The 14466-nt window shown below is 62.3% G+C and carries 12 protein-coding genes and 1 tRNA gene; 3 read left to right on the top strand and 10 right to left on the bottom strand.

What is annotated here, in order from left to right; translation table 11 throughout:
• A partial coding sequence (locus tag U9J41_RS14560; protein ID WP_322402909.1) for an IS256 family transposase occupies nt 1–1049 on the top strand: 1049 nt, incomplete at its 5' end.
• Here the strand turns inward: U9J41_RS14560 and U9J41_RS14555 are convergent.
• From U9J41_RS14555 to ybiB, 9 genes are all read right to left on the bottom strand, one after another.
• Nucleotides 958–1473: a hypothetical protein gene (locus U9J41_RS14555; RefSeq protein WP_322402908.1), complete on the bottom strand. Its 516-nt coding sequence runs from the start codon at nt 1471–1473 to the stop codon at nt 958–960. The genes U9J41_RS14560 and U9J41_RS14555 overlap by 92 nt on opposite strands.
• 68 nt (nt 1474–1541) lie before the next feature.
• Nucleotides 1542–2609 (bottom strand): site-specific integrase, encoded by a 1068-nt coding sequence (locus tag U9J41_RS14550; protein ID WP_322402907.1) that lies wholly within the window; start codon nt 2607–2609, stop codon nt 1542–1544.
• A 107-nt stretch (nt 2610–2716) separates the two neighbouring features.
• A tRNA-Ile gene (locus tag U9J41_RS14545) sits at nt 2717–2795 on the bottom strand.
• A 111-nt stretch (nt 2796–2906) separates the two neighbouring features.
• Nucleotides 2907–5117, bottom strand: coding sequence for an RNA polymerase sigma factor RpoD (gene rpoD, locus U9J41_RS14540; protein ID WP_322402916.1), 2211 nt, complete (start codon nt 5115–5117; stop codon nt 2907–2909).
• A gap of 268 nt (nt 5118–5385) precedes the next feature.
• Nucleotides 5386–7188 (bottom strand): DNA primase, encoded by a 1803-nt coding sequence (gene dnaG, locus U9J41_RS14535; RefSeq protein ID WP_322402906.1) that lies wholly within the window; start codon nt 7186–7188, stop codon nt 5386–5388.
• A gap of 149 nt (nt 7189–7337) precedes the next feature.
• Nucleotides 7338–7787, bottom strand: coding sequence for a GatB/YqeY domain-containing protein (locus tag U9J41_RS14530; protein WP_322402905.1), 450 nt, complete (start codon nt 7785–7787; stop codon nt 7338–7340).
• 129 nt (nt 7788–7916) lie between these two features.
• Nucleotides 7917–8129 carry a 30S ribosomal protein S21 gene (rpsU, locus tag U9J41_RS14525; protein ID WP_005665410.1) on the bottom strand — a complete coding sequence of 71 codons (213 nt, stop codon included), beginning with the start codon at nt 8127–8129 and terminating at the stop codon, nt 7917–7919.
• 105 nt (nt 8130–8234) lie between these two features.
• On the bottom strand, nt 8235–9446 hold the full coding sequence (locus U9J41_RS14520; protein WP_322402904.1) for a BaiN/RdsA family NAD(P)/FAD-dependent oxidoreductase: 1212 nt from the start codon (nt 9444–9446) through the stop codon (nt 8235–8237).
• 202 nt (nt 9447–9648) lie between these two features.
• Nucleotides 9649–10623, bottom strand: coding sequence for a DNA-binding protein YbiB (gene ybiB, locus U9J41_RS14515; protein ID WP_322402903.1), 975 nt, complete (start codon nt 10621–10623; stop codon nt 9649–9651).
• A gap of 123 nt (nt 10624–10746) precedes the next feature.
• Between ybiB and U9J41_RS14510 the strand changes: the two genes are divergently transcribed.
• Nucleotides 10747–11805 carry a 3-deoxy-7-phosphoheptulonate synthase gene (locus tag U9J41_RS14510; RefSeq protein ID WP_341850616.1) on the top strand — a complete coding sequence of 353 codons (1059 nt, stop codon included), beginning with the start codon at nt 10747–10749 and terminating at the stop codon, nt 11803–11805.
• A gap of 98 nt (nt 11806–11903) precedes the next feature.
• Here the strand turns inward: U9J41_RS14510 and U9J41_RS14505 are convergent, their stop codons facing one another.
• The gene (locus U9J41_RS14505) at nt 11904–13265 is read right to left on the bottom strand and encodes a tetratricopeptide repeat protein (RefSeq protein ID WP_322402901.1); all 1362 of its coding nucleotides are present in this window, start codon (nt 13263–13265) and stop codon (nt 11904–11906) included.
• A gap of 114 nt (nt 13266–13379) precedes the next feature.
• Here U9J41_RS14505 and tsaD point away from each other — a divergent pair, with 114 nt between their 5' ends.
• Entirely contained in the window at nt 13380–14429 is a 1050-nt protein-coding gene (gene tsaD, locus U9J41_RS14500) for a tRNA (adenosine(37)-N6)-threonylcarbamoyltransferase complex transferase subunit TsaD (RefSeq protein WP_322402900.1), read from the top strand.
• Nucleotides 14430–14466: the final 37 nt, after the last annotated feature.

Raw genomic sequence — 14466 nt, 5'->3', positions numbered from 1 at the left:
TGACCAACAGCACCGCCAACACCCGTAACGGCCATAGCACCAAGACGCTCAAGGGCGATTTCGGCGCGCTGCCGCTCGACGTTCCTCGCGACCGCCAGGGCACGTTCGAGCCGCAGATCGTCGTCAAACATCAGACCCGCTGGGCCGGCTTCGACGACAAGATCATCTCGCTCTACGCACGTGGCCTGAGCGTGCGGGAGATCCAAAGCCATCTGGAAGAGATGTACGGCGCCGAGGTGTCACCGACCCTCATCTCCAACGTCACGGACGCTGTCAGTGAGGATGTGAAGCTTTGGCAGGCCCGCCCGCTCGATGCCGTGTACCCGATCCTGTATCTCGACTGCATCCACGTCAAGGTGCGCGACAACGGCGCAGTGCGCACCAAGGCGGTCTACCTGGCCATCGGCGTCAACATGGATGGCCACAAGGAAGTGCTGGGCCTGTGGATCTCCCAAACCGAAGGCGCGAAGTTCTGGCTGCAGGTCGTGACCGAGCTAAAAAATCGCGGCGTACAGGACATCTTCATCGCCTGCGTCGACGGCCTGAAAGGCTTCCCGGACGCCATCGAGGCGGTCTATCCGCAGACCTCGGTTCAGCTGTGCATCGTTCACATGGTGCGCAACAGCCTGAACTTCGTTCCCTGGAAAGCGCAGAAGGAGGTCGCCGCCGATCTGAAGCTGATCTACAGTGCAGCCACCACCGACGAGGCTGAACTCAGGCTTGCTGAATTCGAAGATAAATGGGATAAACAGTATAAACCCATAAGCCAGTCCTGGCGCCGCAACTGGGCGCGCGTTATACCGTTCTTCGATTACCCGCCGGAAATCCGCAAGGTGATATACACCACGAACGCTATTGAATCGATTAACATGAGCCTGCGAAAAGTCACTAAGGCACGCAGTTCCTTTCCGACCGATGAAGCTGTCAGCAAGCTGTTTTATCTCGCCCTGAACAACATCAGCAAGAAGTGGACGATGCCGATACGGGACTGGAAAGCTGCGCTAAACCGCTTCGCCATCCAGTTTGAAGACCGCGTGCCGCAGACTTAAACAAAGACTCGTTTACACAGAATCTGGTACACCTCCCCAGAAGTTGCTTCCACTGCGGCCCATATTTGCTGTTCAGTCCTTTACTTTCCCACATCTGGATCATCTCTCGAGCTTTACGTGTGATGAAACCTGCAGGTTGGCCGCCCTCTTCTAACAGGTCAAACACTTTGCGGTGAAATTCAAGGGTTGCGTGATCCTTTTTTAGCTCCCTAGCCCGTGCTTGGCGGCGCAGCTCGATTAGCTCTTCACGTGATTTCTTCTGATAACCCCGGAACTCTTTTAGTTTTGAAAACGCTGGTTCGTAGGCTGGAGGCAGACCTGCTGCATCAGCTTCCGCGACAGCTTTTTCGATAGCCCTACTTACCCCATCCATAAATTCGGAACTGAATATCAGCTTCTGTAGGTTTTTCTTCGGCGCTTCCATCTCGTTTCTCCTTCGACCAAATTGATCAGGCATCAGCCTTGCCGCGAATACGAACCAGTTTGATTGGCTTACTGAACACTGTCGAGCTTTGCAACCAGATCCTCAGCCCTAAGGTGAGTGTACCTCCGTAACATCTGCATCGACTTATGACCGCTAATAGATGCAACTTCCTGATCGCTTAACCCAGCTTCCACGAGCCGGCTGACGGCCTCATGACGCAGGTCATGGAATTTGAAGTCGGTCACGCCGACTGCCTTTTTAATGTCACCCCATACTTTGTTGAAGTTGTATGGCCTGCGCTTTCCGTCCTTACCTGGCTCGCCAAAAAAGATCAGTTCAGTATTTTCAGGACGAGCCGGATTACGTAACGCGAGACGGAAATTTTCAGTCGCTGACTTCGACAACGGCACTGTTCGTGGCAGTGTGTTTTTCGTCTCGATCAACCGTACGATACGCCGATGCAGATCAACTTGTGAGCAGCGCAATGTGGCGATCTCGGATGAGCGCATACCAGTCTCGATGGCAATACGTACGATCCAGCCCAACATAGGATTGGAATACGCATCGACAGCCGCCAACAGTCGAGCTTCCTCGTCTGCGCTGAGACGACGATTGCGTCCGGGCCCAGGCGCTGGACGACGCAAGTTCAACATTGGATTGAAAGGAAGACCAAGACCCCACTCTTTCACGGCTACCGTGAACAAGTGCCCCATTAACGCGAGCTCAAGTCGGACAGTATTCGCGGATCGGGGCTGTGGCTTGTCGTCCTTCATGCGGTCTTTGCCGGCCAGGCGTAGGTCGCGATACTCGGCGATCAGTTCCGTCGTGATAGCGGCAAGCGAATACTTGCCAAAGAACGCTACCAACGGGTTGGCGCGCGGCCTTTCCGCAATCTGGGTCAGGGGTCGTTTAGTAGGCGTTACCTCTTCCAGATAGCGTTTCATGGCCGCGTCAAAGGTCATCCGCTCTGCGGGACTGCGTTGGATGAACAGACCACGTACCATCTCGTCTTCAGTTCGGCGGGACCAGTCTTCAGCGTCTTTTTTCAAGCGGAACGTCTTGACCGTAGTTGGCCATCCCGTCTTGCGGATGACTGCCTTCCAGGTTCCTGACGGGGTCTTAACGATCGTTGCCATTCACTCTCCAGTACTCTTAAAATTTGCTTACCGTACTGAAATTGTACCGCCGTGCCCACCAGAAATGAAAAAAGGACTTAGGCTTTCACCTAAGTCCTTGATTTTATTGGTAGGCCTCCCCAGAGTCGAACTGGGCACCAACGGATTATGAGTCCGCTGCTCTAACCAGGCATGAGCTAGAGGCCCGAAACTGGTACATCCGAAGACGCTAAAAACTCGCCACTCGCGGACGGCACCTGCGTGCCGGATTGTCCGAAGTGGCGAGAGGATATTGTTTTAGCGTGGGTCCGTCAAGCCTCAGCCGCTGTTGTTCTCGAGGAAGCTCTTCAGCTTGTCGGAACGCGACGGGTGGCGCAGCTTGCGCAGCGCCTTCGCTTCGATCTGGCGGATGCGCTCGCGGGTGACGTCGAATTGCTTGCCGACCTCCTCCAGCGTGTGGTCGGTCGACATTTCGATGCCGAAGCGCATGCGCAACACCTTCGCTTCGCGCGGCGTCAGCGAGTCGAGCACGTCCTTGACTACACCGCGCATCGAGGCGTGCAGCGCGGCGTCCGAAGGCGCCAGCGTGTTGTTGTCCTCGATAAAGTCGCCCAGATGCGAATCGTCGTCGTCGCCGATCGGCGTTTCCATCGAAATCGGCTCTTTCGCGATCTTCATGATCTTCCGGATCTTGTCTTCCGGCATTTCCATCTTGATCGCGAGGGTGGCCGGGTCCGGCTCGGCGCCCGTTTCCTGCAGGATCTGGCGCGAGATCCGGTTCATCTTGTTGATCGTTTCGATCATGTGCACCGGAATACGGATCGTGCGCGCCTGGTCCGCGATCGAACGGGTGATGGCCTGACGGATCCACCACGTGGCGTACGTCGAGAATTTATAACCGCGACGGTATTCGAACTTGTCCACCGCCTTCATCAGGCCGATATTGCCTTCCTGGATCAGGTCGAGGAATTGCAGGCCGCGGTTCGTGTACTTTTTCGCGATCGAGATAACCAGACGCAAGTTTGCTTCCGTCATTTCGCGCTTGGCCTTGCGCGCCTTCATTTCACCGGCCGCCATCTGGCGGTTGATGTTGCGCAGGTCCGGCAGCGGCAGGACGACACGGGCTTGCAGGTCAATCAGGCGTTGCTGCAGTTCCTTGATCGTCGGGATATTGCGGCCGAGGATGGCGCTGTAGGCGTGGCCGGCGTTCACTTCGCCGTCGACCCAGTCGAGGTTCGTCTCGTTGCCTGGGAAGACCTTGATGAAGTGGGCGCGCGGCATGCCGCAGCGGTTCACGGCCACGTCCAGGATCTGCTTCTCGATATGACGCACTTCGTCGACCTGGCCGCGCAAGGTGTCGCACAGCTTCTCGACGACCTTGGCGGTGAAGCGGATGCCGAGCAGTTCGTTCGAGATGGATTCCTGGGCCTTGATATAGCCGTCGGAGTTGTAGCCCTGCTTTTCGTAAGACTTGCGCATCTTGTCGAACTGCTGTTCGATGATGCTGAATTTTTCGAGGGCCGAGTTCTTCAACTGTTCGAGCTGTTCGGCGGAATAGCCGGCTGCGCCGGAATTGGCGTTCGCCTCTTCTTCCTCTTCCTCTTCTTCCTCGTCCCCGTCGTCTTCCTCGTCGTCGTCGGCGTCGGTCCCGGCCGGGGCGACGGCGCTCGGCGACGTCCCATCGTCGTTGTCCGAGTCGACCATGCCGTCGACGATTTCGTCGATCTTGATCTCGTCCTGCTCGATGCGACGCGCGGCGTCGATGATTTCGGCAATCGTCACCGGGCAGGCGGAGATCGCCTGGATCATGTCGCGCAGGCCGTCCTCGATGCGTTTGGCGATCTCGATCTCGCCTTCGCGGGTCAGCAGCTCGACCGAGCCCATCTCACGCATGTACATGCGGACGGGGTCGGTGGTGCGGCCGAAATCGGAGTCGACGGTCGACAGCGCCGCCTCGGCGGCAGCCTCGGCTTCGTCGTCGCTCGTGACGGTGGCGACGTTATCGGACAGCAGCAGCGTTTCGGCATCGGGCGCGTGCTCGTAGACGGCAATGCCCATGTCGTTGAACGTGCCGATGATGCCTTCGATTGCTTCCGGATCGACGATGTTGTCCGGCAGATGGTCGTTGATCTCGGAATACGTGAGGAAGCCGCGCTCCTTGCCCGATTTGATCAGGGCCTTGAGCTTCTGGCGGCGGATTTCCAGTTCCTCTTCGCTCGCTTCCGTGTCCGAGGAGAACGCATCTTTCAGCAGCGCCTTTTCCTTGGCCTTGCGGTCCTTGGCCTTGGCCTTGTCGACGGCTTTCAGCTCGGCGCGCTCGACCGCGTTCAGGGCGGCAACTTCGTCATTCTCCGGGGTGAATTCCTTGGGCTTGCGGCCACGCCGGCCTGGTACCTTGACGGCCGGCAGCACGTAGCCCGACGTGTCGATCGCGGCGAGGGCTTCCGCGTCGGTCGTCTGGTTGACTGGGGCGACACCCGCAACGCGAGCTTCCGCCTTGTCTTGAGAATTGTCCACTTTAGCGGACATCCTGGTGGATTTGGTAGCCACTTTGGGTTCGGGTTTCTTGGTTGGCACAGGCGCTTTCGAAGTCACAACGACCACTTTACTATGGTTAAAGATAAAGTTTTGTTACCTTACATCACGCTGCAGGCACACTCTGTGGCCCAGCTAACTGAAACACCCCGCACGGATTGATACGAAAAATCGTTTCAATGCTTGCAATAGTTAGCGTTTTATTATAGCACGCGCCCCTATACTTTCCAGTCGAGAACGCCGCCATGGCGGCCACCCTCCGTCAGGCGAATTTCGCAGGGGTGTCGTTTGCTGCTTCCCGGGCCAAGAGGTCCTGCTGAGCTGTGATTTCGCGATAGCGGGCACTCACCTGATCTGGGGTCAATCCGGAAGAAAACAACTGGTTCAACTCCTGTTTCAATACGTCCATCTTGACTTGCCTCACAGCACTTGTCAGCCAAACGCGGTCGCTGTCGCTATCCGATTCGGGTTCCACCGCGATCGACGCGATCAGGTTGTCGTACTCGTTGCTCGTTTCCTTCAGTTGCTCGGACAACGCGGCGAACGTACCGTTCGCACCCAGTTCCTGCGCCATCGCCACGAGCTGGCGCAAACGCTCGGACTGCTCGACGCCGAAATGATCAAACGCGCGCAACGCTGATTCATCCAGGCCCAGTGCCAGCGCCGGATGCGCGACGAGGATGCGCGACATCTGCAATTCCAGGCCGACCGGTTCCGGCCGTCCCTGGCGCGGCGGCGCCTTACGCGCAACCGCAACCGGTTTGGACAACTCGAACAACGCTTCAATCTCCGCCGGCGTTGACTCGGTCAGGTTCGCCAGGCCGCGCACGATCTGCAGGCGCAGGGCCGTCGGCGTCATTGACTGCAGCAGCGGTTTCGCATCGAACTGGACGCGCGCCCGACCTTCCGGCGTATCGAGATCGTGTTCCGTCGTCACTTCGCGCAGCAGGAATTGCGACAGCGGCATCGCTTCGTTGATTTCCTGGGCGAACGCGTCCGCGCCGAATTCGCGCACATAGCTGTCCGGATCGTGTTCTTGCGGCAAGAACAAGAACCTGATCGTCTTGTTGTCCGTTACCTGGGGCAAACAGGCTTCCAGCGCACGGCGGGCGGCGCGGCGGCCGGCCTTGTCGCCGTCGAAACTGAAGATGACATTGTCCGTCTGGCGCAGCAGCTTTTGCACGTGGGTACTGGTACAAGCCGTGCCGAGCGTTGCCACGGCTTGCGGGAAGCCGAGCTGGGCCAGGGCGACGACGTCCATATAACCTTCCGTCACCAGCACATAGCCGGCGTCGCGGATCGCCTGGCGCGCCTCGAACAGGCCGTATAACTCGTGACCTTTCTGGAACAGCGGCGTTTCAGGAGAATTCAGATACTTCGGTTCGCCGCCGTCGAGCACACGGCCGCCGAAGCCGATCACCTGCCCTTTCGTGTTCCGGATCGGGAACATGATCCGTTCGCGGAAACGGTCGTAACGCTTTTTATTGCTGCCATCCTCGTCGACCTTATCGATGACGAGGCCGGATTCGACGAGCGCCAGCGCGTCGTAATCGCGGAAGACCGAGCGCAGGTTGTCCCAGCCGCCGGGCGCATAGCCGAGGCCGAAGCGGGCGGCCACTTCGCCCGTCAGGCCGCGGCCTTTTAGATAGGCAATGGCATTCGGCGCGGCGCGCAACTGGGCGCGGTAGAAGTCGCAGGCCTGGTTCAACGCGTCCGACAGGGCCAGCGTCTGCGCCTGCTGGGCGGCGCGCTGGGCCGGCGGGATCTTGTCGTCGGCCTGGGGGACCACCATGCCGACGCTTTGCGCCAGGTCCTTGACGGCGTCGATGAAACCCATGCCCGAGTATTCGATCATGAAGCCGATGGCGGTGCCGTGGGCGCCGCAGCCGAAGCAGTGATAAAACTGCTTGGTCGGGCTGACCGTAAAACTGGGGGATTTTTCGTTGTGAAACGGACAGAGCCCCATGTAATTGGCGCCGCCCTTTTTCAACTGCACGTAACGCCCCACCACGTCGACGATGTCAACGCGATTGAGCAAGTCGGTAATGAATGATTGCGGAATCACTTGATCTAACAGTATTTGTCTCAGGTCAGACTATACCGCAGGGCTCGTTACAAGTTGATTTGCAACAATGCAACATGGCGTTGCCGCTCCGGTGCATCAAAAACAGACACGGCCGTGGTGTCGATGCCGCAGCCGTGTCCTGCAGGGGATCAAGCGCCGGTCAGGGCTTTCTTGACCTGGGCCGAGACGGCCGTCATGTCGGCACGGCCGGCCAGTTTCGGCTTCAGGATGCCCATCACCTTACCCATGTCCTGCGGACCTGCGGCGCCCGATGCGGCGACCGCGGCAGCCACTTCGGCGGCGACTTCTTCATTCGACAGGCCGGCAGGCATATACGCCGCCAGCACGGTCAATTCGGCCTTTTCCTTATCGGCCAGATCCTGGCGGCCACCATTTTCGAACTGGGTAATCGAATCCTTGCGCTGCTTGATCATCTTCTCGACGATGGCCACCACCTGCGCGTCATCCAGCTCGATGCGCTCGTCCACTTCCTTGCGCTTGATCTCGGCGATCAAGAGGCGGATGGTCGAAAGGCGCTCGCTGTCCTTGGCGCGCATCGCGGCTTTCATGTCGTCGGTGATTTGGTCTTTCAAGCTCATGGAAACTCCATTCGATAGGGGCAAAAGGCAAAACCCGCTGCGGCACAACCGGAGCGGGCTTCGTCGAATTCAGGCCTTGCAAAGCCGGGACTGGCAATCGGCCGTCACCGGGTCAGGCGTGAATGTAAATCAGTACAGCTTCTTCGGCAGTTGCTGGCTGCGGATGCGCTTGTAGTGACGCTTCACGGCAGCTGCCAGCTTGCGCTTGCGCTCTGCAGTCGGCTTCTCGTAGAACTCGCGAGCGCGCAGTTCCGTCAGCAGACCGGTTTTTTCGATAGTGCGCTTGAAGCGACGCATAGCGACTTCGAACGGCTCGTTTTCTTTAAGGCGGATAGTGGTCATGTAAAAATGAAACCGTTGGATTTAGGGAAGAACGAAATTCTAACAGCTTTTCAAGATCTGTGCGAAGTTTTTCATCAGTGTGTTTGTTGCCACATCGCAGCAATTTCACTCGATCGCGCTGCCCGCCGCGACGCCGGAAGCCCATGCCCATTGGAAATTGTATCCACCGAGCCAGCCCGTGACGTCGACCGTCTCACCGATGAAATACAGGCCCGGAACATTGTTCGCCATCATGGTCTGCTGCGACAGTTCGCGCGTGTCGACGCCGCCCAGCGTCACCTCGGCCTTCTTATAACCTTCCGATCCGGTCGGCACGATGGCCCAGCGGTTGATCGCATCGCCCAGCTTGCGCAATTTCGCATCAGCCATGTCGGGCAGGCGCGCATCCAGCGCGAAACCGTTGCCGAGCACCAGTCCCTCCGCCAGGCGGGTGGGCAGCCATTGCGACAAGACATTGCCCAGCTGCTTTTTCACTGTCGTCTTCATGCCGATCAACTCTTCCGCCACATCCATTTCCGGCAGCAGGTTCAGCACGATGGGCGTGCCCGGCTGCCAGTAGCTGGAGATTTGCAGGACGGCCGGGCCGGACAGGCCGCGGTGCGTGAACAATAAATCTTCGCGAAAATAGCCGTACTTCGAATTTTTCCCTTTTTTCGAACCGGTGACCACGTCGACTTCGAGCGCGATGCCGGCCAGCGGCACGAACGGTTGCCAGCTTGGGCCGTCGAACGTCAGCGGCACGAGGCCGGGGCGCGTCTCGACGATCTTCAGGTCGAAGTGCTTCGCGATGCGGTAGCCCAGGTCGGTGGCGCCGATCTTCGGGATCGACAGGCCGCCCGTTGCGACCACGACATTGCTGGCGAGGATGGGTTCGCCGTCCGTGTCGATGCGGAAGCCGTCAGCGCTCCGCGTGACGCCGGCCACCTTGCACGGCATGCGCCAGTGCACGCCGCCCGCGTCGCATTCGGCCGTGAGCATGGCGATGATCTGTTCGGACGAGTCGTCGCAGAACAGTTGGCCGCGGTGCTTTTCGTGGTACGCGATGCGGTGCTTCTTGACGAGCGCGAGGAAATCGTGGGGCGTGTAGCGCGACAGCGCGCTGCGGCAGAAATGCGGATTCTCGGACAGGAAGTTCTGCGGGCCGGCGTTGATGTTGGTGAAGTTGCAGCGGCCGCCGCCCGAGATGCGGATTTTTTCGGCGAGCTTGCCGGCGTGGTCGACCAGCAGGACGCGCTTGCCGCGCTGGGCCGCGGTGGCGGCGCACATCATGCCGGCGGCGCCGGCGCCGATGATCGCCACGTCGTAGTGTTTTGCCATGCCTGTTCCGTCAATGCTGCGCGCAAAAGGCGTGATTGTACGTCACCGGCATGGAAAACCGTGCATAGGTTCATCGCCTATCCGGGGCAGTCGTGGGCACGTTCGCGTCACCGATGCGCCTGGTGGGCACAGGGTGCCCACCCTACGGCGTTTTCGACGAATTAGACGGTGCGTTCGACGCGTGGACGGCAGCGCCGTTTACCTACCCGCGCAACCCGCTGGCGACTTTCACGCACTGCGCCACCTGCGCCGCGATCGGCGGCGGCACGGGCTGTTCGCCGCGCAGCGCGCGCATGATCCAGTCGGCGGTGGCGGCCGCGTCGCGGCCTTCCGGGGCCGGCGCCAGCTCGTCGGTCGGGGCGTCGCGCTCGACCAGCAAGGTCTTTTGTCCGGCGTGGAACCAGTTGATTTCCTGGGCGCGGTTGGCGTTCGCCACCGTCTCGCCTTCGGTGCCGCGCATGAGGAAGGCGTCGCCGCGTGGATGCGGGGCGGCGGTCTGAAAATAGTCGGTCAGCATCGCCAGGTATTCCGGATGCGTGTACGACACGAGCCGCAGCGCCGGGCCCTCGAACGGTTGCAGGATCTTGACGAGGGTGTGCGTGGAATTGCGCACGCCGAGGACGCGGCGCAGCGACAGCTGGTGCGCCAGTTCCGGCGCCAGCCGTTCGATCGGCATGAAGCACGGTCTTTTATCCGCGAAAGCGTCGAGCATGTCGGCCGTGGAACCGACGGGGCCGATGCCCATTTCGGCGAAGATCTCGGCCGTCGTCACCCGTCCCGTATCTTCCTGCACGCCATGCACGAGCACCGGCACGCCCTCGCGCGCGAGCAGCAGGGCCAGCAGCGGCGTCAGGTTGGCCAGCTTGCGCGCGCCGTTGTAGCTGGGGATCAGCACGGGAGCGAAGTCGCCGGGCGGCGCGGGCAAAGGCGCGAACGAGGCTTCGGCCGCGTCCATGAAGCCGGCGATTTCTTCGACCGATTCGCCCTTGATGCGCATCGCGAGCAGGATGCCGCCCAGTTCCAGGTCGGACACCCGCCCGTCGAGTATCGCGCCGTAGAGCAGCTTCGCATCCTCGCGCGTCATGCTGCGCGCGCCCTTCACGCCGCGGCCGATCTCCTTGATGAAGCGGGCGGCGGCAAACGATTCCGGGTTCCCGGCTGTGGTGGTCGTGTCCATGGATGACAGCATACCATCCCGCGCCGGCCCTCACCGATGCGAGTTTTTTGGGCAAGAGGGTGCAGGATGGCCGATTTCAGGCTAGACTCATTGATCCCTCAGGAACAAACAAGACTTGCCATGCTGATCACGCCCGATATCGAAAATACCAACGTCACCTCGTTCGCGACCATGCCGACGCCCAGCGCGCTGCACAAGAAACTGCCGCTGACCGACAAGGCCTTCACCACCGTGATGAAGGGCCGCGAGACCCTGCGCAACATCCTCGACCGCAAGGACAAGCGCCTGTTCGTCGTCGTCGGTCCCTGCTCGATCCACGACCCGGTTGCGGGCCTCGACTATGCGCGCCGCCTCAAGGCGCTGCAGGCCGAGGTGCAGGATACGATGGTGCTCGTGATGCGCGTGTATTTCGAAAAGCCGCGCACGACGACCGGCTGGAAGGGTTATATCAACGATCCGTTCATGGACGACTCGTTCCGCGTCGACGTCGGCATGGAGCGCGCGCGCCAGTTCCTTCTCGACGTGTGCGAGCTGGGCCTGCCGACCGCCACCGAGGCGCTCGACCCGATTTCTCCGCAATACCTGGGCGACCTGATCGCCTGGACCGCGATCGGCGCGCGCACGACGGAATCGCAGACGCACCGCGAGATGTCGTCCGGCCTGTCGACGCCCGTCGGCTTCAAGAACGGCACCGACGGCGACGTCAGCATCGCCGTCAACGCCGTGCTGTCCTCGTCCAGCCCGCACTCCTTCCTGGGCATCAACGACCAGGGCAGCGTGTCGATCGTGCGCACCCGCGGCAACGCCTATGGCCACGTCGTGCTGCGCGGCGGCGGCGGGCGTCCGAACTACGACTCGGTGTCCGTCGCGATTGCCGAGCAGGCGCTCAAGAAGGCCGGCCTGCCCGCGAACCTCGTCGTCGACTGCTCGCACGCCAACAGCTATAAAAAGCCGGAGCTGCAGCCGCTCGTCATGTCGGACGTGATCCAGCAGATCAAGCACGGCAACCAGTCACTCGTCGGCGTGATGATCGAGTCGAACATCGTCGGCGGCAGCCAGCCGATCCCGGGCGACCTGGCGCAGCTGAAGTACGGCTGCTCGGTCACGGACGGCTGCATCGCCTGGGACGACACGGAGGCCATGCTGCGCGGCGCGCACCAGGAATTGCTGCAGCGGGCGTGATGCCCTCGGGCCTTGCGCCTAAGTTCGGCATGCGCCGCGATCGCGCGCGCAACTTGGGTCCCCGCCTGCGCGGGGACGACGTTTAACGGTGCCGCCATCTACGTCGGTCGCATCGAAGCCAGGTCCGCGAGCGCGCGGGCCACGTCCTGGATCACCTCATCCCAGACGCCGTCGCGGCGCTGGCGGAACAGGCGCATCACGTGCGGATACCAGGGCGTGTCCGCGCGGTCCGCGAGCCAGCGCCAGTCCGCCTGCCAGGCCGGCAGCAGCACCCAGCACGGTTTGCCGAGCGCTCCCGCCAAGTGGGCGCACGCGGTATCGACCGTGATCACGAGATCCAGTCCCGCGATCAGCGCGGCCGTATCGGCAAAGTCGTCGATTGCCGGCGCCAGGTCGACCACGCCGTCCCTTGCCTCGTCCTCGCCCGGCCCTTTCTGCAGGCTGAACCAGCGTACGCCGCGCACCTGCAGCAGCGGCGCCAAGGTCGCGCGACCGGGCAGCGAACGCGCGGCATCGTTCTCGAAGCGCGGATTGCCCTTCCACACGAGGCCTATCTTCATCTCGTCCGGCGCGGCCGCCAGCAGCGGCGCCAGGCGCGCGCTGCGTGCGCGGTCCGGCGCCAGATACGGCAGCGCGGCCGGCACGTCGTCGACCGTCGTGCGGAAATGCAGCGGAAGGCTGAGCGGCGCGGCCCACACGTCCCAATCGGCGCGCTCGAACGGCCGGTCGAGCGGCATGATCTCGTCCGCGCCGCGCAGGCTGCCGAACAGCGCGACCAGCCCCGGATGGCACAGCACACCCACGCGCGCGGCGCCGGCGGCCTTCAATCGTTCGCAGTAGCGGCAGAACTGGATCATGTCGCCATGGCCGGCTTCGACACCGACGAGGATGCGCCGCCCGGCCAGCGGCCCGCCGTCCCAGCGCGGCAGGCGCAGGTAATCCTGCATCGGCGCCAGCCAGTCGCGCGACTCGAGGCGCATCCAGCCTTCGTCCCAGCGGCCCTGGCGCAGCAGGACGTAGGCCAGGTTGAACGCGGCCTTGCGGTAATCCGGATCGAGCGCCAGCGCGCGACGGTAGCAGGCTTCCGCTTTATCCTCGCGGCCGGCGGCGACGAGCGCCATGCCGCGGTTCGACAGCAGCGCGGGCGCCGCCTGCGCGAACGCCGGCGCGGCATCGTAGACGGCCAGCGCGGCGCCGGCGCGGTGCCGCGCCGTGAGCATGGCGCCGAGGTTCAGGTACGTCTGCAATTCGTGCGGCGCGAGCGCGATGGCGCGGCGGTAGTGGGTCTCGGCGGCGTCGACGTCGCCGCCGGCGGCCAGCGCGAAGGCAAGGTTGGCGTGGACGGCCGCCGCATCCGGATCGAGCGCCAGCGCGGCGCGCAGGGCATCCCGGGCGGCGGCATGGTCGCCCGCGTCGAGGTGCGCGCGGGCCGCGTGGAACAGGGATTCGGCGGGCGTCATGCGGAGGGCTGTGCTTGGCGGTGCTCGATTTTAGCCGATGCAAGGTACAATGGCGGATTGCGCGCCGCGAAGGCAGCGGCCATCTTGTCTTCCTCATACTGTTCCTGCTTGCCCATGATTGTCCTCGGCGTCGAATCCTCCTGCGATGAAACCGGCCTGGCTCTGTACGACACGGAGCGCGGCCTGCTGGCCCACGCACTGCACTCGCAGGTCGCGATGCACGAGGAGTACGGCGGCGTCGTGCCGGAACTGGCGTCGCGCGACCACATCCGGCGCGCGCTGCCGCTGCTGGAACAGGTGCTCGCGCAGGCCGACCTGCCGCTGGAGCGCGTCGACGCCATCGCGTACACGCAGGGCCCGGGCCTGGCCGGCGCGCTGCTGGTCGGGTCGTCCGTCGCGTGCAGCCTCGCGCTCGCGCTGGACAAGCCCGTGCTGGGCGTGCACCACCTCGAAGGCCATCTGCTGTCGCCGCTCCTGGCCAGCGAGCGGCCGGAATTCCCGTTCGTCGCCCTGCTCGTCTCGGGCGGCCACACGCAGCTGATGCGCGTGGATGGTGTCGGCCGCTACACGCTGCTGGGCGAGACGCTGGACGACGCGGCCGGCGAAGCGTTCGACAAGTCGGCCAAGCTGCTGGGGCTCGGCTATCCGGGCGGTCCGGCGATCTCGCGGCTGGCGGAATTCGGCGATCCGGAAGCGTATAAATTGCCGCGCCCGATGCTGCATTCGAAGGACTTCAATTTCAGCTTCTCGGGCCTGAAAACGGCCGTGCTCACGGTCGTGAAGAACAGTGCTACCGAGGAAGGAAAACTGAGCGCCAACGTGTGCGAGCAGGACAAGGCGAACATCGCGCGCGGCTTCGTCGATGCCATCGTCGACGTGCTGACGGCGAAGTGCGTGTCCGCGCTCAAGCACACGGGCCTGAAGCGCCTCGTGATCGCCGGCGGCGTGGGCGCCAACCGCCAGTTGCGCGCGTCGCTGGACGCAGCGGCGGCCAAGAAGCGGTTCAAAGTGTATTACCCGGAGCTGGAATTCTGCACCGACAACGGCGCGATGATCGCGTTCGCGGCGGCGCTGCGGCTGGAGCGCAATCCGGAGGCGGCGCAGCGCGATTACGCGTTCAATGTGCGGCCGCGCTGGCCGCTGGACGAGATCGAACCCGCCTGATACGGAACGAAGCGGCCGGACACCGGCGCGGCGCCGC

Source organism: Massilia luteola, assembly GCF_034420155.1.
GTDB lineage: Bacteria > Pseudomonadota > Gammaproteobacteria > Burkholderiales > Burkholderiaceae_D > Telluria > Telluria luteola.
This window is presented reverse-complemented; position numbering and strand designations above follow the sequence as displayed.

Bases quoted from the DNA above. Each gene is read 5' to 3' on its own strand.
- U9J41_RS14555 (WP_322402908.1), bottom strand. From the start codon at position 1,473: ATGGAAGCGCCGAAGAAAAACCTACAGAAGCTGATATTCAGTTCCGAA.
- U9J41_RS14550 (WP_322402907.1), bottom strand. From the start codon at position 2,609: ATGGCAACGATCGTTAAGACCCCGTCAGGAACCTGGAAGGCAGTCATC.
- rpsU (WP_005665410.1), bottom strand. From the start codon at position 8,129: ATGACCACTATCCGCCTTAAAGAAAACGAGCCGTTCGAAGTCGCTATG.
- U9J41_RS14520 (WP_322402904.1), bottom strand. From the start codon at position 9,446: ATGGCAAAACACTACGACGTGGCGATCATCGGCGCCGGCGCCGCCGGC.
- tsaD (WP_322402900.1), top strand. From the start codon at position 13,380: ATGATTGTCCTCGGCGTCGAATCCTCCTGCGATGAAACCGGCCTGGCT.
- U9J41_RS14530 (WP_322402905.1), bottom strand. From the start codon at position 7,787: ATGAGCTTGAAAGACCAAATCACCGACGACATGAAAGCCGCGATGCGC.
- U9J41_RS14505 (WP_322402901.1), bottom strand. From the start codon at position 13,265: ATGACGCCCGCCGAATCCCTGTTCCACGCGGCCCGCGCGCACCTCGAC.
- ybiB (WP_322402903.1), bottom strand. From the start codon at position 10,623: ATGGACACGACCACCACAGCCGGGAACCCGGAATCGTTTGCCGCCGCC.
- rpoD (WP_322402916.1), bottom strand. From the start codon at position 5,117: ATGTCCGCTAAAGTGGACAATTCTCAAGACAAGGCGGAAGCTCGCGTT.